General features: G+C 60.5%; 22 protein-coding genes. 11 read left to right on the forward strand and 11 right to left on the reverse strand.

What is annotated here, in order from left to right; all coding sequences use genetic code 11:
- Position 1 precedes the first annotated feature (1 nt).
- The 4 genes from BLS57_RS04910 (at position 2) to BLS57_RS04925 (ending at position 4,627) form a co-directional block, all read left to right on the forward strand.
- On the forward strand, positions 2–691 hold the full coding sequence (locus BLS57_RS04910; protein ID WP_093739753.1) for a type 1 glutamine amidotransferase: 690 nt from the start codon (positions 2–4) through the stop codon (positions 689–691).
- Positions 691–2,052 carry a glutamine synthetase family protein gene (locus BLS57_RS04915; protein WP_093739755.1) on the forward strand — a complete coding sequence of 454 codons (1,362 nt, stop codon included), beginning with the start codon at positions 691–693 and terminating at the stop codon, positions 2,050–2,052. The genes BLS57_RS04910 and BLS57_RS04915 overlap by 1 nt, the downstream gene beginning before the upstream one ends.
- Before the next feature lie 15 nt (positions 2,053–2,067).
- Positions 2,068–3,372, forward strand: a complete 1,305-nt coding sequence (locus tag BLS57_RS04920; protein ID WP_093739757.1) for an NAD(P)/FAD-dependent oxidoreductase — start codon at positions 2,068–2,070, stop codon at positions 3,370–3,372.
- Between the two features lie 76 nt (positions 3,373–3,448).
- Positions 3,449–4,627 carry a DegT/DnrJ/EryC1/StrS family aminotransferase gene (locus BLS57_RS04925; protein WP_093739759.1) on the forward strand — a complete coding sequence of 393 codons (1,179 nt, stop codon included), beginning with the start codon at positions 3,449–3,451 and terminating at the stop codon, positions 4,625–4,627.
- A gap of 77 nt (positions 4,628–4,704) precedes the next feature.
- Here the strand turns inward: BLS57_RS04925 and phaR are convergent, their stop codons facing one another.
- From phaR to BLS57_RS04940, 3 genes are all read right to left on the reverse strand, one after another.
- Positions 4,705–5,253, reverse strand: a complete 549-nt coding sequence (phaR, locus tag BLS57_RS04930; protein ID WP_093740336.1) for a polyhydroxyalkanoate synthesis repressor PhaR — start codon at positions 5,251–5,253, stop codon at positions 4,705–4,707.
- 143 nt (positions 5,254–5,396) lie between these two features.
- A complete protein-coding gene (locus BLS57_RS04935; RefSeq protein WP_093739761.1) occupies positions 5,397–5,840 on the reverse strand; it encodes a phasin family protein in 444 nt (147 codons plus the stop codon).
- 153 nt (positions 5,841–5,993) lie between these two features.
- A complete protein-coding gene (locus BLS57_RS04940; RefSeq protein WP_093739763.1) occupies positions 5,994–7,799 on the reverse strand; it encodes a PHA/PHB synthase family protein in 1,806 nt (601 codons plus the stop codon).
- A 49-nt stretch (positions 7,800–7,848) separates the two neighbouring features.
- On the opposite strand from BLS57_RS04940, the gene phaZ reads away from it, so the two are divergent.
- The gene (phaZ, locus tag BLS57_RS04945; RefSeq protein ID WP_093739765.1) at positions 7,849–9,120 is read left to right on the forward strand and encodes a polyhydroxyalkanoate depolymerase; all 1,272 of its coding nucleotides are present in this window, start codon (positions 7,849–7,851) and stop codon (positions 9,118–9,120) included.
- Positions 9,121–9,131: 11 nt separating this feature from the next.
- Here phaZ and BLS57_RS04950 read toward each other — a convergent pair whose 3' ends face one another.
- The 3 genes from BLS57_RS04950 to BLS57_RS04960 form a co-directional block, all read right to left on the reverse strand.
- On the reverse strand, positions 9,132–9,842 hold the full coding sequence (locus BLS57_RS04950; protein ID WP_093739767.1) for an alpha/beta fold hydrolase: 711 nt from the start codon (positions 9,840–9,842) through the stop codon (positions 9,132–9,134).
- Between the two features lie 129 nt (positions 9,843–9,971).
- Entirely contained in the window at positions 9,972–10,721 is a 750-nt protein-coding gene (locus tag BLS57_RS04955; RefSeq protein ID WP_093739769.1) for an alpha/beta fold hydrolase, read from the reverse strand.
- 51 nt (positions 10,722–10,772) lie between these two features.
- Positions 10,773–12,059, reverse strand: a complete 1,287-nt coding sequence (locus tag BLS57_RS04960; RefSeq protein ID WP_093739771.1) for an MFS transporter — start codon at positions 12,057–12,059, stop codon at positions 10,773–10,775.
- 166 nt (positions 12,060–12,225) lie between these two features.
- Between BLS57_RS04960 and thrS the strand changes: the two genes are divergently transcribed.
- The 5 genes from thrS (at position 12,226) to BLS57_RS04985 (ending at position 17,033) form a co-directional block, all read left to right on the forward strand.
- Positions 12,226–14,172, forward strand: a complete 1,947-nt coding sequence (gene thrS, locus BLS57_RS04965) for a threonine--tRNA ligase (RefSeq protein WP_093739773.1) — start codon at positions 12,226–12,228, stop codon at positions 14,170–14,172.
- 358 nt (positions 14,173–14,530) lie between these two features.
- The gene (locus BLS57_RS04970) at positions 14,531–14,833 is read left to right on the forward strand and encodes a BufA1 family periplasmic bufferin-type metallophore (protein ID WP_093739775.1); all 303 of its coding nucleotides are present in this window, start codon (positions 14,531–14,533) and stop codon (positions 14,831–14,833) included.
- A 63-nt stretch (positions 14,834–14,896) separates the two neighbouring features.
- A complete protein-coding gene (gene bufB / locus BLS57_RS04975) occupies positions 14,897–15,742 on the forward strand; it encodes an MNIO family bufferin maturase (protein WP_093739777.1) in 846 nt (281 codons plus the stop codon).
- Entirely contained in the window at positions 15,739–16,497 is a 759-nt protein-coding gene (locus BLS57_RS04980) for an HvfC/BufC N-terminal domain-containing protein (protein ID WP_244153598.1), read from the forward strand. Before bufB ends, BLS57_RS04980 begins: the two co-directional genes overlap by 4 nt.
- A complete protein-coding gene (locus tag BLS57_RS04985; protein WP_093739779.1) occupies positions 16,494–17,033 on the forward strand; it encodes a DoxX family protein in 540 nt (179 codons plus the stop codon). The genes BLS57_RS04980 and BLS57_RS04985 overlap by 4 nt, the downstream gene beginning before the upstream one ends.
- On the opposite strand, the gene BLS57_RS04990 is transcribed toward BLS57_RS04985, so the two are convergent.
- Positions 17,030–17,350, reverse strand: a complete 321-nt coding sequence (locus BLS57_RS04990; RefSeq protein ID WP_093739781.1) for an ArsC/Spx/MgsR family protein — start codon at positions 17,348–17,350, stop codon at positions 17,030–17,032. The two genes, BLS57_RS04985 and BLS57_RS04990, sit on opposite strands and share 4 nt — an antisense overlap.
- A 172-nt stretch (positions 17,351–17,522) precedes the next feature.
- Here BLS57_RS04990 and BLS57_RS04995 point away from each other — a divergent pair, with 172 nt between their 5' ends.
- Entirely contained in the window at positions 17,523–17,729 is a 207-nt protein-coding gene (locus tag BLS57_RS04995; protein WP_093739783.1) for a cold-shock protein, read from the forward strand.
- A 42-nt stretch (positions 17,730–17,771) separates the two neighbouring features.
- Here the strand turns inward: BLS57_RS04995 and BLS57_RS05000 are convergent, their stop codons facing one another.
- From BLS57_RS05000 to BLS57_RS05015, 4 genes are all read right to left on the reverse strand, one after another.
- The gene (locus BLS57_RS05000; RefSeq protein WP_341868814.1) at positions 17,772–18,074 is read right to left on the reverse strand and encodes a hypothetical protein; all 303 of its coding nucleotides are present in this window, start codon (positions 18,072–18,074) and stop codon (positions 17,772–17,774) included.
- 90 nt (positions 18,075–18,164) lie between these two features.
- The gene (locus BLS57_RS05005) at positions 18,165–19,349 is read right to left on the reverse strand and encodes a cytochrome P450 (RefSeq protein ID WP_093739785.1); all 1,185 of its coding nucleotides are present in this window, start codon (positions 19,347–19,349) and stop codon (positions 18,165–18,167) included.
- A 42-nt stretch (positions 19,350–19,391) separates the two neighbouring features.
- Positions 19,392–19,871, reverse strand: coding sequence for a dihydrofolate reductase (locus BLS57_RS05010; RefSeq protein ID WP_093739787.1), 480 nt, complete (start codon positions 19,869–19,871; stop codon positions 19,392–19,394).
- Entirely contained in the window at positions 19,871–20,704 is an 834-nt protein-coding gene (locus tag BLS57_RS05015) for a thymidylate synthase (protein ID WP_093739789.1), read from the reverse strand. The genes BLS57_RS05010 and BLS57_RS05015 overlap by 1 nt, the downstream gene beginning before the upstream one ends.
- Between the last annotated feature and the right edge of the window lie 38 nt (positions 20,705–20,742).

The following is a 20,742-nucleotide window of genomic DNA, read 5'->3' on the forward strand; positions in this document are numbered from 1 at the left end:
CATGAAAATCGGCATATTGCAAACCGGCCATTCGCCTGACAATTTCCGCAAGGAGTTGGGCGACTATGGCGAAATGTTCACCAAACTGCTCGACGGCCACGGTTTCGACTTCGAGATCTTCTCGGTCGTCGACGGCATCTTGCCCGAGGCGGTGACCCAAGCAGACGGCTGGCTCATCACCGGCTCGAAACATGGCGCTTATGAGGACCACGACTGGATCCCCCCGCTTGAGGATTTCATCCGCGACACCTATGCCGAAGGCCGCCCGATGGTGGGCATCTGCTTTGGCCACCAGATCATCGCGCAGGCGCTTGGCGGGCGGGTCGAGAAATTCGCCAACGGCTGGTCCATCGGACGCACCGAATATGACATGGAGGGCGAAAAGCTTGCCCTCAATGCCTGGCATCAGGACCAGATTGTCGAACTGCCCGAAGGGGCCGAGGTGGTGGCCTCATCCGACTTCTGCGCCTATGCCGCGCTCGCCTATGACAATCGCATCTGGACGGTGCAGCCGCACCCCGAGTTTGGCCATGACTTCATCGACGGTCTGATCCGCACCCGGGGCAAAGGCGTGGTGCCGGACCACCAGTTGGAACAGGCCAGCGCCGCACTTGGCGGGCCGATTGATAACGACAAGATCGCCGACAAAATGGCGACATTCTTCAAAGAAAACAGGAAAGAGAGGGCCTGATGGCCAACGAATGGACAGAAGGGCTTCCCGAAGCGGCGCGCGCCTATCTTGAGGGCCGCAGGCTCGACGAAGTCGAATGTATCATCCCCGACCTGCCCGGCATCGCACGGGGCAAGGCGGTGCCCGCCTCCAAATTCGCGCGGCAGGATTACTTCCACCTGCCCGACAGCATTTTCTACCAGACCATCACCGGCGAATGGGGTGAGGCCGCGGGCGACGATGGTTTCATCGAAAAAGACATGATCCTGCGTCCGGACATGAGCACCGCCACCGCCGCGCCTTGGACGGGCGACTGGACCTTGCAGGTGATCCACGACGCCTTTGACCGAAACAATGAGCCGGTGCCCTACTCCCCGCGCAACGTGCTGAAACGCGTGGTGCAGCTTTACCGCGATCAGGGGTGGGAGCCGGTGGTGGCGCCGGAGATGGAGTTCTTCCTCGTGGCCCGCAACATTGATCCGGCCAAGGAAATTCAGCCGATGATGGGCCGCTCTGGTCGCCCCGCCGCCGCACGTCAGGCCTATTCGATGACCGCCGTGGATGAATTCGGCCCGGTGATCGATGACATCTATGACTTTGCCGAAGCACAGGGCTTCGAGATCGACGGCATTACCCAAGAGGGCGGCGCGGGTCAGCTTGAGATCAACCTGCAACATGGCGATCCGGTGAAGCTGGCGGATGAGGTCTTCTACTTCAAACGCCTGATCCGCGAAGCCGCAATGCGCCATGAATGCTACGCGACCTTCATGGCCAAACCCATCGCCGACGAGCCGGGCAGCGCCATGCACATCCACCATTCGGTGCTGGATACGACAACGGGCGAGAATATCTTTGCGGGCGAAGAAGGGTCCGAAACCGACGCCTTCATGCATTTCATTGCTGGATTGCAGAACCACATGCCAAGCGCGCTCGCGGTGATTGCGCCCTACGTGAACTCCTACCGCCGCTACGTCAAAGACCACGCCGCGCCGATCAACCTCGAATGGGGCCGTGACAACCGCACCACGGGTATCCGGGTGCCGCTTTCGGGGCCGAAATCGCGTCGCGTGGAGAACCGTCTCGCTGGGATGGACTGCAACCCGTACCTCGGGATCGCCGCCAGCCTCGCCTGCGGCTACCTTGGCCTGATGGAGAAGAAAGCCCCCTCGGCCGAGTTCAAGGGCGATGCCTATGAGGGCGAAGGCGACATCCCCCGCGTGCTCGGCCAAGCGCTTGATGTCTTTGAAGAAGCAAATGACCTGCATGAGGTGCTCGGCCCAAATTTCGCCCGAGTCTACTCTATAGTGAAACGTGCAGAATATGATGAGTTCCTACAGGTCATTTCGCCTTGGGAACGTGAACATCTGCTGATGAACGTTTGACCCTCGGAGGCCCATGTGAACCTGCTTTACGCCAATGATGCCCCTGGCCAATACCCGGCCAGCTGGTACGCCGCGACCGCCACCCCGCATGAGGCCTACCCTCCGCTGCAAGGCGATGTGAAGGCCGATGTCTGCGTCGTGGGCGGCGGTTATACCGGCCTGTCGGCGGCGCTGCATTTGGCCGAAGCCGGGCGCGATGTGGTGCTGATTGACGCACAGCGGGTGGGCTTTGGCGCCTCCGGGCGCAATGGCGGGCAGCTTGGCTCGGGCCAGCGCGTGGAGCAGGATGCGCTGGAAAAGATGCTGCGCCCCGAACATGCGGCGCGGCTTTGGGACATGGGCGAAGAAGCCAAGGCACTGGTCAAAGAGCTGATCCAGAAGCACAACATCGATTGTCACCTGAAGCCTGGCGTGGCTTGGACAGGGTCTACCGATGCACAGGTACGGCATCTGCACGACTACGCAGAGCATCTGCAGAAACACTACGGCTATGACGAGATCACGGCGCTCGACCATGAAGCGCTGCAATCCGTCTGCCGCTCGCCCGACTACAAGGGTGGTCTCCTCGACATGGGCGCGGCGCATCTGCACCCGCTGAACTATGCGCTTGGCCTTGCCCGCGCGGCGGCAGAGGCCGGTGTGCGGATCCATGAGGCCAGCCCCGCGCATAACATCGTTGAAGGCAAGCGCCCACTGGTGCAGACCTCCGTCGGCAGTGTGAGCGCTGAGCATGTTGTCTTGGCCTGCAATGGCTACCTTGGCACCCTGAACGGCGAAGTGGCGGCAAAGGTCATGCCGATCAACAATTTCATCGCTGCGACCGAACCGCTTGGCGAGCGTGTGAAAGACGTGCTGCCGCGTGATGTGGCCGTGGCCGACAGCCGCTTTGTCGTCAATTATTTCCGTCTGTCGCATGACGGACGGCTGCTCTTTGGCGGCGGCGAAAGCTACGGCTACCGCTTCCCGCAAGACATCGCTGCCAAGGTGCGCAAGCCGATGTCGCAGGTCTTTCCGCAGTTGAAGGACGTACAGATCGACTATGCATGGGGCGGCACCTTGGGCATCACCATGAAACGCCTGCCCTATGTGGCGCGGGTTGCACCAAATATCCTCTCCGCTTCAGGTTACTCCGGCCACGGCGTCGGCACCGCGACCCACGCGGGCTACCTCATGGCCAAGGCGATTGAGGGCGAGACCGACGGGTTCGACACGATGGCCGCGATCCCCGCCACACCCTTCCCCGGCGGCCCCTCCATGCGCAGCCCGCTGCTGGCGCTGGCGATGCTCTGGTACGCAACGCGGGACCGTCTCGGGCTCTAATCCCAACGCGAAATCGCTTGGTGCGCCGCTTTGATTGTTTTACAATTCTGGAAACCACTATTCAGGATTTTGAAATATGGCACTGCCCGACATGCATAAGGCCGAACCGATCCCCGCTGAGGCCGAAGCCGCCATTGCGGACCTGCTGCAAAGCGGCGACCTGTTCCGCTACACCGCCGCGAAGGACGCGCCAGTGTCGCTGCTTGAGGACGAGTTTGCCCGAATGATGGGCAGCAAATACGCGCTAGCGGTGTCTTCCTGCTCTGCCGCGCTGTTCCTGTCGCTGCTGGCGCTGGACCTGCCGAAAGACGCGCGGGTGCTGATTCCGGGCTTCACATTTGCGGCCGTGCCCTCCGCGGTGATCCACGCAGGCTGCAAACCGGTACTCTGCGAAGTCGGCGAAAATTACCGCGTTGACCTGAAAGACTTTGCGGCCAAACTGCCGGGTGTCGAGGCCGTCATCATCAGCCATATGCGCGGGCATACGTCGGACATGAACGCAATCATGACGCTCTGCCGCGACGCGGGCGTGCCGGTGATCGAAGACGCCGCCCATTCGCTCGGCACGCTTTGGCACGGGCGCAAGATCGGTACGATTGGCGATATCGGTTGTTTTTCCTTCCAGTCCTACAAGATGATCAACGCGGGCGAAGGCGGCATCTTGATAACCGACGACGCTGATCTGGTGGCCCGGGCGATTATCATGTCGGGCGCCTATGAGCACAATTGGAAGAAACACAGTGCCCTGCAGGACAGCTTTGCCAAATGGCAGAACAAGCTGCCGCTTTACAATCTTCGCATGTCGAACTTGTCTGCCGCAATCATCCGCCCGCAACTGCCGCATCTGCCGCGCCGCGTCGCAGATGGGCTGCGCAATCACGATCACATGGCCGCACGGCTCTCGGCCTCGCCCCTGATCGACGTGCCCGCCCCCCTGCCCGGAGAGACCCGTGCGCCGGATTCGATCCAGTTCAATCTGGTTGGCCTGTCAGACGCGACGATCCGCGCCTTTGCCGAAGCGGCTGCGGTCGCGGGTGTGAAAGTGCAGGTCTTTGGTCAAAGCACCGACAACGCGCGCGCTTTTTGGAACTGGCAGTTTATCGAAGACCTACCGGACCTGCCGCGCACCCGCGCCATGCTGATGCGCGCCTGTGATGTGCGCCTGCCTGTGCAGTTGACGCCTAAGGAGATCGACGCGGTGGCGGATGTGATTTTGCAGGTATTGGCCGAGGTTTCTGAGGCCAAAGCAGCCTAATCTTTTCAAAGAATTGAGGGGGCCCTTGGCCCCCTCAAACTCCCCCGCAAGTATTTTTGGCCAAAAAGAGGGGAGGTTCAGCTCATTTTCGAGAGCTTGTCCTGCAATTCGGCCAATTGCTTTTTGATTGCGTCGAGGTCATCGCCCTTTTCAGGCTGTGACTGGGATTTATCGGGCGAGGTGGATTTGGCCCAACCGCCGGTCATCGCTTTCATAAAGGCTTCTTGCTGCGCTTGCATCGCTTCCATGCCGGGCATCTTGGCCATCGGGTTCATGGCGCTCATGTTCTCGACAACCTTGCTCTGGCCATCGCGCAGCATGTCAAAAGACGCCTGCAGGAACTGTGGCACAACTGAAACATTGCCGGACATATAGCTGCGCACGAGGTCGGTGAGCACATCAACCGGCAGTACGGCTTCCCCGCGGCTTTCGTGTTCAGCGATGATTTGCAACAGATATTGACGGGTCAGGTCGTCGCCGGACTTCAGATCGACAATCTGCACTTCGCGGCCATCGCGGATGAAACCGGCGATGTCTTCCAGCGTGACATAGTCGCTGGTTTCGGTGTTGTAGAGCCTGCGGCTGGCATAGCGTTTGATGAGCAAGGGCTTCGGTTTTTCCGCCACGATATTCCTCCCGGCCAGTGGTGCTGCGCCGCAGCTTAGGACAGGGATCGGCAAATAGAAAGGGCGCATGACAAAAGGGGCAGGCCCATTCGGACCCGCCCCTCTTTTAATTTAGAACCATCGCGGCTGCGCCGCGTGGCGGCTTACTTGGAAGCAGGTTTCTGCGTCGCGGCCTGTGCCTTTTCGGCAGTCTTGGTCGCGGCTGCGGTTGCTTCGGTCTGCATGTCTTTGCCTGCGGCCATCATCAGCTCAACAGTGTCCATCTGAACCTTTTTCGCAACTTCAGCGAAAGCGGCCATGTGCTCGGCAGCGGCTTCTGCGGAAGCGGAAGCGAACTCGGTCATCGCTTTGGCGTAGTCGGTTGGCTCGTTCTTGGCTGCTGTCATCGCTGTGAGGCGTGTCAGCGTGTCTTTGGTCCAAGCCGAGGAGATGTCGGCGGATTTGTCAGCCGCGTCGAAAGCAACGCTCGACAGCTTCTCGTTCAGAGTTGCTGTGTTTTTGAATGCGTCTTTCATAGCGGAGTTATCCATCGGGAAAGCGCCCAGGACGTCTTTGAACATCGCGGTCATATCAGGTGTGTTGGTCATTTCTCTATCCTTTGTTACTGCATTTGCAGGGGAGCGGGAGAAGGACCCACTCGTTTCGCGTCTGACCACAATATAGATGCCGCATCGCAGCATTTCAAGGTTTTTTTCTGCATTGCAGCATAAACCTTTACTCACCAAAAATGTGCTGCTAGATCAACCGCTTGCCTTGCGCGCAACATACTCCCCTGGCGCGTCTGCCAAGATTTCACGCCCGCCGTCACCGGGGAATCGAGCCGGCACTTGCGCTCCCGCACGCTTCTTCAGCCACTTGCCCCAACGCGGCCACCAGGAGCCTTCGTGGAACTTGGCGGCCTCCAGCCATGCTGCATGGTCCTGCGCCAGATCGCCGTTCACGTAGTGCCCGTATTTGTTCCGGGTCGGCGGATTGACGATGCCGGCGATATGGCCGGATTGGGTCATGATAAAGGTCTTGTCGTCCGACCCCATCTTCTGCACCCCGCAGAAGCAGTCTTTCCATGGGGCGATGTGATCGGTCTCACAGGCCACGGCGCAGAGCGGTACATCGATGTCGCCCAATTCCAGATGATGACCGAGCAGGTCAAAGCCGCCCTCGGCCAGCTCATTGCGCTGACAAAGCCCGCGCAGATACTCCATCGCCATGCGCCCCGGCAGGTTGGCCCCGTCCCCGTTCCAATAGAGCAGATCGAAGGCCGGCGGGGTTTCCCCCATCATATAGCTGCGCACCGCAGGGCCGTAGACGAGGTCATGCGAGCGCAGGAAGGAAAAGGTTCGCGCCATGACCACCGACGGCAGGATGCCCTTGTCCGCCGTTTCGGCCTCAATCCCGTCAATAAAGTCATTGGTGAGGAAGGGCTGGAATTCGCCTTGATCGGAGAAATCAGTGAGCGCGGTAAAGAAGGTTGCGGATTTGATCGACGTATCGCCGCGTTGTTTGAGCAGCGACAGAGTTAGCGCCAGCGTCGTCCCTGCGATGCAATAGCCCACAACGTTGACACGTTTTTCATGGGTAATCGCCTTCACCTCTTCGATCGCGGCGAGATAACCCTCTTCGACGTACTCCTCCATGCCGACATCGGCATAGCTGGCGTCCGGGTTGATCCATGACACCACAAACAGGGTGTGACCTTGATCGACCAGCCATTTCACGAGGCTGTTCTGAGGTTTGAGATCGAGAATGTAGTATTTGTTGATCCAAGGCGGGAAGATCAGCAGCGGGGTCTTATGAACTTCATCCGTGCTGGGCGTGTATTGGATCAACTCGAACATGCGGTTGCGGAATACCACTTTGCCCGGCGTGGTGGCGATGTTGCGGCCCAGTTCGAACGCACTGTCGTCTGCCAGTTTGACCACCAACTCACCATTGTTAGCCTCAAGGTCAGAGATCATATTCTCCAAGCCTTTGACGAGGCTTTCGCCCTCTGTCTCTACCGCACGTTCCAGCGCGTCCGGATTGGTGGCGAGAAAGTTTGTTGGCGACATCATCGCGATGATCTGTTGAGTGAAATAGACCAACCGGTTCTTCTCAGCCGGGTCCATGTCAGCGGCGTCTTCCACCGCCTGGCGCAGGGCCTCTGCGTTGATGAGGTATTGTTGCTTGATGAAGCTGAAATAAGGGTGCGTCTGCCACAGCGGATTGGCAAAACGCTTGTCTTGGGGCGCCTCATCCTGCGGTGCGGCGAAATCGCCCTTAGCCAGCGCCTGCTGTGTTTCCACGAAATGGGTGACCGATTTGGCCCAATAGCCCATCTGATGCTCCATCAGACGCGCAGGGTTGGTCATCGCCTCAGACCAATAGGACTGTGCTGCCTTTGCAAACAGCTCCTGATTGGGCGCATCGAGCGCCGGCTGATGCCCTTTACGTGAGGTCAACACACGCGTCAGCCGCTCGGTTAACTCCTCAACTTTCTTCAAGTTTTGCGCCATTCGCGTCAGCGCAGCCGCCTCCGTAGGATCTGAAGTGGTGGATTCTGTTGTCATCTTAACCTTTACCTCCTATCTTCGCAGGTGCAGCATCAAGGAGCCCCCCATGCGCTATATGGCCACCTACGACATGATGGAGTCCATTCGGAACACCAATCAATGGCTCGGCGCCTCTGCGCTTGCCATGGCATCCTACCCCGCTTTCTCCATGTTTCCAAACCCTGCGATGGAATGGCTCGCGGCTTGGGGCGAAGTGACCGAACGTAGCTTTGCCCGTATGGTCGCAAAGCCGGATTGGAACATCCCCCCGGTGGTCGGCCCTAACGGGCAGGACTGCCTTGTCAGCATCGAGCCGGTGCTCGAGCGTCCTTTTGGTGATCTGCTGCGGTTCACCGTGCAGGGGCGCAAAGACACAGGCCGCAAGGTTTTGCTGGTTGCACCGATGTCCGGTCACTATGCCACCCTCCTGCGGTCCACTGTGATCTCCCTGCTCCCTGATTGCGACGTCTATGTGACAGACTGGCATAACGCCCGCGATATTCCAGTTAGTGCAGGCAAATTCGATATCGAGGATTATACCCTCTATCTGGTTGATTTCATGCGCGAGCTTGGGCCCGACACCCATGTGATCGCAGTGTGCCAGCCCGCCCCTCTGGCGCTGGCCGCCACGGCCTATCTAGCCGAGGAAGACCCAGCCGCACAGCCCCGCAGCCTAACGCTGATCGGCGGTCCGATCGACCCGAATGCCGCGCCCACGGATGTGACGGACTTTGGTCATAGCGTCACCATGGGTCAGCTTGAGCAATTGATGATCCAGCGCGTCGGCTTCAAATACGCGGGCGTGGGCCGCAAGGTCTATCCCGGCCTGCTGCAGCTTGCGTCTTTCATCTCGATGAACAACGACACCCACCGCGATGCCTTCGCCAATCAGATCACCCGCGTGGCGCAAAAAGCGGCGCATGAGCACGACAAGCACAATAAGTTCTACGATGAATACCTCTCCGTGATGGACATGCCGGCGGAGTTCTATCTTTCAACTGTAGAGCGCGTGTTCAAGGAGCGCGACATCGCGCGCAATGTCTTTACCGTGGCAGGCCGTCAGGTCGACATTGGCAAGATCACCACCGTGGCGGTCAAAACCGTTGAAGGCAGCAAGGATGACATCTCGGCCCCCGGTCAATGTATCGCGGCGCTGGATCTGCTCACCGGCCTGCCGGATTCCAAAAAGGCCAGCCACCTCGAAGACGGCGCGGGCCATTACGGTATTTTCGCAGGCAAAAGCTGGCGCAATAACATTCGACCGCTGGTGCTCGATTTCATCGACGCGAACAATGGTGACAGTAAACCTAAAGCGCAGCGCAAGACGGCCGCAGCCTAAGGCTGCGCCTTTTACTGAAGAACCAGAGGCTGCTGCATCCAGTCGCGTAACGCGGCAGTGGTGGCCTCCGGTTGCTCAAGGCTCGGCAAATGGCCGGCATTTTCCAGCACACGCAGTTGGGCGTAGGGAATGAGTTCAGCCATAAAGCTGTGACGTTTGACCGGGCAGATCGTGTCATGTTCCCCGCAAAGCACCATCGCCGGAACTTTGCATTTGCGCAGTGTTGTCTGCTGATCCCGTCTCCGCTGGAGCGCACGGGATTGGTGCACAAAGACCTCCGACCCGAGACCTTCTGCCATCTGCATGGCAAGCGCCAAAACGTCATTACGCTGTGGCCCCGGCGCTAGAAATCCCGACGTCAGACGATTTTGGAGAACTTCAGTCAACCGCCCAGATTGCGCTGCTATGATCTGGGGTTCACGGTCGGCAGCAATGGCGGGGAGTTCCTGAAGAACTTGCGTGGCCAATAGCGCGATCCGGCTAACCCGGTCTGGCGCGCGCCGCAGCAATTCGAGAGCGACCACACCGCCCATTCCCTGCCCTGCCAGCGCAAAACGCGGTGGCAATTGGTCCAACAAACCCGAAGCAATCTCTTCGATACGCTCGCCTTGGGTCACCGGGGCCAGAACCACCGTGGTCTCTCCCGAAAGGGCCGCGACCTGCGGGGTGAATACGCGCGCGTCGCACATCATGCCGGGAAGAAGGACAAGTGGCTCAGCCATGGGTGCGGCTTTCAAAGGGGAACGCGGATTTAGGCAAATGGTGTCTCATGCAGTCTCCTTCACTTGGCGCTGCTCTAGCACGCGCGGTCAACACCCTACATGAGCCGCCGGCCCATCGGCGGTTCCGCGCTACCTACCGCCCGACACATCCTTCACCGCATCGGTAATGAGCGCCAAACAGGTCTCGTCGGAAAACCGATGGTCCGCGTCCTTCACCAAGGTCAGCCGCATGTCGGGGCTTTGCGCATGGTCCAGCAACTTCACCGCAGTGGCGGTACTGACGGCAGTGTCTGCCGTGCCTTGCAAGAGGCGCACCGGAAACGGCAAATCGAGCGGCGTGCGCAGCACCAGCCTGTCGCGGCCATCTTCGATCATGCGCTTGGTGATGATATAAGGCTCCATATAGTCCGAGGGCAGTTCTACCTGTCCGACTTCGGCCAAGATCTGCTTTTGGCCTTCGGAGAAATTTGCCCAATAGCCGTCCTCAGTGAAGTCAGGTGCAGCAGCGATGCCCACCAGCCCGGCGATCCGCTCCGGCATCGCCCGCGCCAGTAGCAGCGCTTGCCAGCCGCCCATCGAAGAGCCAACGATGACCAGCGGCCCCTCCGTCAACTGCTCAACCGCCGCCAGCGTGTCCTCATGCCAATCGCCAATACAGCCTTCGGTAAAACTGCCAGACGATTCCCCATGGCCGGAATAGTCGAACCGCAAAAAGGCCCGCCCTTCGCGCTGCGCCCAGTCTTCGAGAAAGACCGCCTTGGTGCCCATCATGTCGGACTTCAGCCCGCCGAGGAAAACCACACAAGGCCCCTGCCCTTCGGTGTAATGATACGCAATGCGCCGCCCTTGGGGCGTGTCGATGAATTGGGTCTCTGCCATGATGCCTCCGTCTTTGGGCCAATCATGCAAGGCGGCGCGGGCAAGGGCAAGTCAGCCGTCGCCCAGATGCTCGACCTCGGGCAACCAATGCGCCGTGACCGCGGCAGCCGCCGCCATGACGGCAAAGAGCATCAAGGTCGCCTGCGGCCCGATCAAAGCCGCTCCACCGCCGAGCACCCCGGCTAAGAGCAAGAGCAACCCGATCACCGTATTGCTCACCGCAGCATAGGCGGCGCGGTTGTCCTTTGGCGCCATGTCGACCAGATAGGTCGAGCGTCCCTGCCGCACGCCGTGATAGGCGATCATCAGAATGAAGAGCACGCCGGGCATCGCCCAAACCGCCTCGGCCAGCCCCATGAACCACAGCGCCACCGCCAGCACCATTGCCAGCGTCCCGACCACCCCGGTCAGCATCAGAACCCGACGGCTCGACATATCCGATAGCCGCCCCCAAACGTAGGAGCTGACCAAAGACGCCAGCGCGGAGGCCAGGACCAGCGCCCCTAACTGCCCCAGTTGCCCGCTCTCGGACGATCCGGCCAGTACTACCAGATAGGGCGGCGCCAGCGCAGTAGAGACCAAAAGCCCCCGCACCAGAATGAAAAGCCACAGGTCGCGGTTGCCTTTAAGGAGCGCGAAATCGACACCTTTGCTGTTCTCAGTCTCGCTCGGGCTTTCCTCAATGGTCGAGAACAACAGTGCCGCCGCGATCCACAGCCCCGCTGCGAGCGCAATCGCCGCGATCACCACGCCGCGGCTCTGAAACACGCCGGACATCAGGAGGCCCGCAAAGATCACCACGCCGACCGAGGACGCCGACCCTGCCAACCCCGTCACCGAGCCGCGCCGGGTCTTGCCCACCGTTTTGCCCAAAATCTCCTTGAACGACACCGAACAGGCCGCTCGGCAAACCGCCAAGACCGCCAGCGCCGCGATCACCGCGTAGCCAGCCGCCGCGCCCTCAAGCGATAAGGCCGCCAGCGCGATCAGCGCGGCCGCCACCCCCTGCCCGACCGAGCCCCAAACCCAAGCCCATTTGCGCCGCGCCATACGTTGCACCATGCCCGCCAGCGCGATCTGTGGCAGCAGCGACCCGGCCTCGCGCACCGGCACCAATGCGCCCGCAAAGACCGCCGGTGCGCCAAGCGCGCTCAGCAGCCATGCCAGCACCAGCTTGGGATCAATCAGCCCGTCTGCCACCTTGGTCATCGACAACGACACGATATGGCGCAGCCCGTTGCGCGCCTCTGCCTGCTGGGCCTCATCCTCCAACCCCGGTGCCAGTTCGTCGGCCCCCGAAATCGTTGCGAAAGCGCGTTGCACCGTGTCATCTTGCATCTGTCATGTCCCTCATCGTCCTGCCCTGACATAGCGCGCAGGTAGCCTCAGGCCAGTTTCCCCGCCCCACCCGCATTGACAAGCCGCCCCCACGCGGCCAAACAAGCGCGAACCAAACCCGCAACCGGGCGTCTCGTAGGCGCCAAACCGACGAGGAGCGCCCCTGATGGCCCAAATCTCCCTCACCCTTCCCGATGGCAACAGCCGCCAATATGACGCCGGTATCACCGCGGGCGAAGTGGCTGCCGACATCTCTAAATCGCTGGGCAAAAAGGCCATCAGCGCCACCGTCAACGGCGCGCATTACGATCTGGCGTGGCCGATCGAGGCAGATGCCGACATCGCGATCCACACCATGGCCGACGAAGAACAGGCCAACGAATTGGTGCGCCACGATCTGGCCCACATCATGGCCCGCGCCGTGCAGGAAATCTGGCCTGACACCAAAGTTACCATCGGCCCGGTGATCAAAGACGGCTGGTATTACGACTTCGACCGCAAAGAGCCCTTCACCCCCGAAGACCTCGGCGTGATCGAAAAGAAGATGAAAGAGATCATCAACAAACGCGACCCCGTCCGCACCGAGGTCTGGGACCGCGACCGTGCGATCAAACATTATGAGGACAACGGCGAGCCTTATAAGGTCGAGTTGATCAACTCCATTCCCGGCGACGAGCCGCTGCGGATGTATTGGCATGGCGACTGGCAAGACCTCTGCCGTGGGCCACACCTGCAACACACCGGGCAAGTGCCGGGCGATGCCTTCAAACTGATGTCCATCGCGGGCGCCTATTGGCGCGGTGACAGTGACCGCGCCATGTTGCAACGCATCTACGGCGTCGCTTTCACCGGCAAGGAAAAGCTGCGCGCCCATCTGAACATGCTTGAAGAAGCCGCCAAACGCGACCACCGCAAGCTGGGCCGCGAAATGGACCTGTTTCACATGCAGGAAGAAGCCCCCGGCCAGATCTTCTGGCACCCTAACGGCTGGCGCATCTACACCGAGTTGCAAGACTTCGTGCGCCGCAAGCAGCGCCAAGGCGGCTATGTCGAGGTGAACACCCCGCAGGTCGTGGACCGCAAGCTATGGGAAGCCTCGGGCCACTGGGAGAAGTACCAAGAGAACATGTTCATCGTCGAAGTGGACGAGGAACACGCCCGCGAGAAGGCGGTGAACGCGCTTAAACCGATGAACTGTCCCTGCCACGTGCAGATTTTCAACCAAGGCCTGAAATCCTACCGCGACCTGCCGCTGCGCATGGCCGAGTTCGGCTCCTGCGCACGCTACGAGCCGTCGGGCGCCTTGCACGGCATCATGCGGGTGCGGGGCTTTACCCAGGATGACGGACATATCTTCTGCTCCGAGGATCAGATCGAGAGCGAAACCGCCGTCTATATCGATTTCCTCAGCTCCATGTACCGCGATCTGGGCTTTGAGAACTTCAAGGTGAAGTTCTCCGACCGGCCCGAGACACGCTCCGGTTCGGATGAGGTTTGGGACAAAGCCGAGGCTGCGCTGTTGTCGGCCACCCGCAAGGCCGGGATCGAGCCGGAATTGAATCCCGGCGAAGGCGCGTTTTACGGCCCCAAGCTGGAGTTCGTGCTGACCGACGCCATTGGCCGCGACTGGCAATGTGGCACCCATCAGGTGGATTTTGTCCTGCCTGAACGTCTGGACGCCACCTATATTGGCGCGGATGGGGGCAAACACCACCCCGTGATGCTGCACCGCGCGACGCTTGGCTCTTTCGAGCGCTTCATCGGCATCCTGATCGAAGAGCACGCGGGCAAGCTGCCCTTCTGGCTCGCCCCGCGTCAGGTTGTCGTGGCGTCGATTACATCTGAAGCGGATGACTATGTTGCCGAAGTGGTCGAGACCCTGAAAGCCGCAGGCGTTCGCGCCGAGGCCGACATGCGCAATGAGAAGATCAACTACAAGGTCCGTGAGCATTCGGTCGGCAAAGTGCCGGTGATCTTGGCCGTGGGCGGGCGTGAGGTCGAGGAGCGTACTGTGTCGGTCCGGCGTCTTGGGCAGAAGCAGACTTCGGTGCAGCCGCTCGAAGCGCTGACCGGGGAACTGGCGCTGGAGGCGACCCCGCCCGATCTGCGTTGAGGAACGGAGGGCCATCGCGTGCCCGCGGGTGGGCGATGTGACGGTTCTTCGTGCCACTTTATGGCTCAGCCATGATGTGCGTCCTCAGTGTCGAACCCAGCCTCGCTCAATCGTCTGCCCGTCCGGGCGGGCAGGCGATGGCCCGGCGCCTGCGGCTTGAATCCGGGCTTGCGTGGCACGCCCTTCCCCCCATTCTGTAACAAAACCCGGGTTCCAGCGCTGGAACCCGGCAAAATCCCCCACTTTTGGGCGGTTTTCTTAACGCATCCGTGACACACTGGCTCGTGAATAGCTTGTGAACAGAGAGCCTGCTCTAGTTAGCCCATCCAAGCCAACCAACAGGAGAGGAAGACAGAACATGTCCAACACACTAAAGACCGCTGCCATTGCCGGAGCCGTCGCTGCGGCGATGTCGACCCATGCCACCGCCGTTCAGGCCGCCTCGCAAGAGAAATGCTACGGCGTCTCGCTCGCCGGTGAAAACGACTGCGCCGCTGGGCCGGGCACCACCTGCGCCGGCACCTCCGTTAAGGACTACCAAGGCAACGCATGGACCCTTGTCGATGAAGGCACCTGCACCGAGATGGACTTGCCCGAAATGGCAGATGGCACCGAGCGCCAAGGCTCGCTTGAGCCGCTTGATCGCGACCTGCCGGCGTGATCTGAACCATACCGGGCGGTCCAGACCGCCCGGACCCCGCCCCGCAACCTGCCGGAGGCCCCCATGCGCGATGATGCCCCCCCGATCAACACACTACCGAACGCTCCCGGTGTCGGGTTCAAAGCCCAGCACTTCGAAGCACTGATGGCCGATCCCGGCACGGTCCGCTGGGTCGAGGTTCATGCCGAGAACTTCATGGGAGACGGAGGCCGACCACTGGCGCAACTTGCCGCCCTACAAGAAAAATTCGCGCTTTCGGTACATGGCGTCGGCCTGTCGATTGGCGGCGAGGGCCCGCTTGATGCGGATCACCTTGCCCGGCTGAAACGTCTCTGCGACCGCGTGCAGCCTGCATCATTTTCGGAACATCTCGCATGGTCCACCCATGGCGCGGAATATCTTAACGACCTGCTGCCGCTGCCCTATACCGACCAGACCCTTGTCCGAGTAGCCGCGCATATAGACGAAGTGCAACAGGCCATAGGCCGTCAGATGCTGCTGGAAAACCCGTCCAGCTACCTCGCCTTCGACGAATCCACCCTGTCGGAAACCGAATTTTTGGCTGAACTGGTGCAGCGCACCTCCTGTGGGTTGCTGCTCGACGTGAATAACGTCTTCATCTCCGCCAACAACCTTGGACTTTCGGCGCAAGCCTATATCGACGCCTTCCCCACCGAGCACGTGGGCGAGATCCATGTCGGCGGCCATGACGCGGATACCGATGACCATGGCGCGCCCCTGCTGATCGACAGTCACGGTAAGCCGGTCGTTGATCCCGTCTGGGACTTGCTCTCCTACACGCTGGCCCAAACCGGGCCGAAACCGGTGCTGGTCGAATGGGACAACGACGTGCCGGATTGGCCGGTGCTGCGGGCCGAGGCCGAGCGGGCGGCGCTGGTGCTGACGTGACGGACCAACGTGCGTTTCGCGCCGGATTGCTGGACCCGGAACTGCCCGTGCCTCAAGGCCTGCGCGACGGTCAGGGACAGCCGGCAGGGGCGCGCTACGGTGTCTACCGCAACAACGTCACCCATTCCCTCATTGCCGCGTTGGAGACAGCCTTTCCGCTGCTGCGCAAGCTGATCGGCGCTCGAAATTTCGCGGCGCTGGCCCCGCTCTATGTTCGGGCGCATCCGCCGAAAACACCGATGATGATGCACTACGGCGATGACCTGCCCGATTTTTTGGCCGATTTCGCCCCCCTGCAGCATATCGGCTATCTGCCCGATGCCGCACGGCTCGATCTCGTCCTGCGTGCCTCCTATCATGCCGCAGATGCCCCCCAGCTTGACCCGCAGGCGATCCAGTCCCTTGCCCCGGATGCGCTGCTCAACGTGCGACTGCGCCTCGCTCCCGCGACACGCATCCTTTGCTCGCGCTACCCGCTCTTCGACATCTGGCGCTTTAACTTTACTGACGACGCCCCCAAACCCCGGCCCGAGGCGCAGGACGTATTGATCACGCGCCCGGGTTTTGATCCTGTCCCCCACCTGCTGCCCTCCGGCGCCGGGTTCTGGCTTGGGCAACTGGTCGAGGGCGCGTCTTTCGGTGCGGCGCATGAAGCCACCGTCGTGCGATTTGACGGTTTCGACCTCGCTGCCGCGCTTTCTCTCGCCCTGAGCACCGGGGCGTTCTGCGACATTTCTCTGGAGACGCCATCATGATGCAGATTTCCCAAACCTACCGCAGAGCGACCGCGCGATTTGAAGCCGCCGACTGGCTGATACCCACCCTCGCGCGGCTCGTCTTTGCTGGCGTGCTGCTGGTCTATTACCTCAACTCGGGGCTCACCAAACTGGGCGACGGGGTGCTGGGGTTTCTATCCCCCTCCACGGGCGCCTACGCCCAAATCTTCCCCCGCGCCTTTGAAGCGGTGGGCTATGACAGCGACGCGATGAACATGTTTCACTGGCTTGTCGTGGTCGCGGGAACTGTTGCGGAATTTATCTTGCCGCTTCTGATCGTCATCGGCCTGCTGACCCGTTTGGCAGCGCTCGCTATGATCGGCTTTGTCATCATGCAGTCGCTGACCGACATCTACGGTCACGGTCAGGCGAGTGCCCTTGGCGCATGGTTCGACCGCTTTGCCGATGCGCCAATTCTCGATCAGCGCGCCTTCTGGGTATTCCTACTGATCGTACTCGTGATCCGAGGTGCCGGGCCATTGGCCCTAGACCGGCTCACAGATCGTCGCAGTTAAAGCATCGCTTTAACTTTTCCTTCTACCTCTTTGTTCCAGCTGATAAATAACTGGTCGTTAGCTTCGATCAGAGGTCGCTTCATCACCGCGGGATGCGCCTTGATCAGTTCCAGCGGAGGCGCGCTTCGTGTGCTGTCATCCAACCCGCGCCAGGTGGTCGAACGGGTGTTTAGCAGAGCATCCCCGAACTGTGCATAAGCGCGATTCAAGACGTCCTCCGGCACACCCTCCGCCCGGACATCGACCAGTTCCGCGCCCGGCAACGCCTTCATAGCCTTGCGGCAGCTATCGCAGTTTTTCAGCCCATAAACCCGCATTTCATTTCTCCCAAAGTGCTTGGAACCGAAGGCGTACGAGAAAGCTTTAACCATCGATCGCTTGATTTTTTCAAAGACTGCGCGATCTTTTCCCTATGGCGGCAAGCACTTCAACCGCTTTCGCCATTTTGCCCTCGGGCAAAGACGTCAAAGCAAAGGAGGCACGGATATTATGCCAACAGGCACCGTGAAATGGTTCAACACCACAAAGGGGTACGGGTTCATCGCACCCGAGGACGGCGGAAACGACATTTTCGTTCATATTTCCGCGGTCGAACAGTCAGGCCTGACGGGGCTGGCGGATGACCAGAAGGTGAGCTTTGAGCTGACCGAAGGGCGCGATGGCCGCAAAATGGCCACCGATCTCGCCCTACTCTAAGCCAGCGCCCGGCGCTCGCGCGCCGGGGGTCGCCAGTGGCGATCAATCGTAGGAGCAGCCCTTGGCACCTACTGGGCAATGCGCGCGCGCCGAACGGCGTGGCGCCGCAGCACGGTAGCGCTTAACGCGGGGAGCGGGATGCGCTTTGACCTGTGCGTAGGTCATGGACTGGTTCGGCGTCCCGCAGCAGATCACGCCGGAGATGGTGATCGGCTGCAGACCTGCCGGGCAGTAATTCGCGCTGCTGGGGTAGGCATAGATTTTCGGCTGGGCGGCAAGCTGGCCCGGCGCCATGCTGGCCAGGAAAAGCCCAGCAGCGGCAGCGATAGCTGTTGGTAGACGCATGATAATCCTCACAATCTGTTGCTTGAGCATGGAATGCCGAAAGATTGCAGGGCTGGTTTCGCCAAGTCCAGCTTTTTCCGTCCCGACCGGTCAGCCGAGCCTTGCCGGCAGGCGGCTGTAGCCATGGAAACGAATGCGTCCACCGCCCTCACGTCCCGCGGTAATCTCATACTCCGGAAACCGGTTCAGGAAGCGCTGCACCGCGATCTTGCCTTCCATCCGCGCCAAGGTCAGCCCGACGCAGACATGCGGCCCGCCCGCAAAGGCCAGATGACGATTAGGTTTGCGCGCAATGTCGAATTCCTGTGGCGCGTCAAAGACTTCTGGGTCGCGGTTGGCTGCACCGATACAGAGGTGCAGATTGGTGCCCGTCGGGATATCCACGCCGCCGATCGTAACCGGCGCCGTCGTCTCGCGGTTGCCAAATTGGTTGGGTGACCGAAAGCGCAGTACTTCCTCGATACAAGGCGCAATAAGCGACGGGTCCGCGATCAACCGCGCCTTTTGATCGGGGTGGTCATGCAACAGCGCCAAAGTGCTGCCAATCAGGTTGGTCGTCGTTTCATGCCCGGCGTTGAGGATGAAGATGCAGTTTTGGATCAGCTCGATCTCGGTCAACTGACCGTGGTCGTCGCCTGCGATGAGGCGCGTCAATACGTCGGTTTCCGGATCCCCCGGTTCGGCGCGGCGTCTGGCGATGAGGTCTTGCAAATAGGCTTTGAACGCGCGCACGGCCTGATGTCCGGTTTCCAGTTCCGCGTCGCTCAGCACCGGCTCCAGCGCGCCGAGGATCGCCAGTGACCAGTCCCGCAGCGGGCCGCGCTCTTCCATCGGAACATCAAGCAAGTTGCCAATGATCTGAACGGGAATGCAACTGGCGAAATCGTCGATCAGGTCTGGCGTCTCGCCCAAACCTTCTAGCAATTGATCCACCGTAGCGATCAGCCCCGGCTCCATTCGGGCCAGTGCCTTTGGCGTTAGGGCCGAAGTCATAATCCGCCTTACCCGCGTATGCAGCGGCGGATCGTTAAAGACGAGGCTGGTGGTGTGATGCTCAAAGAGCGGGCTGCCGGGGCCGAATTTCGGCGCGAAGGCCTGCTTTTTGTCCGATATATAGAGCGTGGTGTCGCGGTAGATCGCGTTCAGATCGGCATGGCGGCAGATCAGCACCGATCCGTCCGGCTGCGGCAACACCGGGCTCTCCCGCAAAAGGCGATCGTAGTGCAGGAACGGGTTATCAACGAACCCCTCGGGCGGTGCAGCAAGATTAAACATATGCCGCAGTCTGCGCGGCGCGCGCCTTATGTCAATGGAGAGTCAGCGCCGCCGCAGCCATTCGCGCGCCACGGCACGCGGACCTTCTTCGCGCAGACAAAGACTGCCGAGTTCCACCCAATCTGTCGGGTCGAAGTCGGGAAAGAAGGCGTCTGCCTCCTCAATCTCGACATCCACATCCGTCACAAGCAGGCGATCTGCTAACGGCAAAAGCGCGCGATAAATCCCCTCGCCCCCGATACCATAGACACGTCGATAGCCCTGCGCGGCGCAATAGCCCAAGGCAGATTGCGGGTCACGCTCCACATGCACATCATCGCTGTCGCTGCTGGAAACGAGACAGTTCAGCCGGTTCTTCAATGGCTTAAACGGCAAGCTCTCCCAAGTGCGCCGCCCCATGATGACCGCGCCCCCCGTCGTTTCACGCTGGAAAAACTTCAGATCCTCGGGCAAGGACCACGGTATATCACCATCCTTACCGATGGCTCCATTGCGGGCGCGGGCGACAACGAGGCTCAGCATCAGACTGCCACCGGGGCTTTTATCGCAGGGTCGGGATTGTAGTCTTCAAAGGTGAAATCCTCATAGCGGAAATCGAAGATCGAAGAGACCTTGCGGTTAATCCGCAGGCGCGGCAGCGGCTTCGGGGTCCGCGCGAGTTGGGTTTTTACCTGTTCGATATGGTTGGAGTAGATATGCGCGTCGCCCATGGAGTGCACGAAGTCACCGGGCTCGTAGCCGGTGACATGGGCCAGCATCTCTAGCAGCAACGCATAGGAGGCGATGTTAAAAGGCACGCCCAAGAACATATCCGCGGAGCGCTGGTAGAGCTGTAGATGCAGCTTGCCCCCCGCGATGCGCACCTGCCACAGCGTATGACAGGGCGGCAGCGCCATCTGGTCGACCTCTCCGGGATTCCAAGCCGATACGATAAGCCGCCGACTATCGGGGGTCCTACGAATTGCCTCCACGAGCTTGGTGATCTGATCGACCTGCCCCGCTTGGTGCAGCACCGTGCCATCCGGTTGCGGCATCGGCTCCCCCACCGTCGGAAAACGCCGCCACTGGTGGCCGTAAACAGGCCCGAGGTCGCCGTCTTCATCGGCCCATTCGTTCCAGATCGAAACGCCGTTTTCCTGCAGGTAAGCAATGTTCGTGTCCCCCGCGAGGAACCACAAAAGCTCGTGCACGATAGATTTGAGATGCAATTTCTTGGTCGTCACCAGCGGAAACCCATCGGCCATCCGGTAGCGCTGTTGCATCCCGAAGTGGGAGATCGTGCCGGTCCCGGTGCGATCCGTCGAAGTGACCCCGCACTCCAGTACTTCGCGCAAGGCGTCATGGTATTGTTTCACGCGGCAACCCTCGTCATCGTGACCTTTCCTTCTGCATA

The sequence above is a fragment of the Sulfitobacter delicatus genome (assembly GCF_900102535.1).
Lineage (GTDB): Bacteria > Pseudomonadota > Alphaproteobacteria > Rhodobacterales > Rhodobacteraceae > Sulfitobacter > Sulfitobacter delicatus.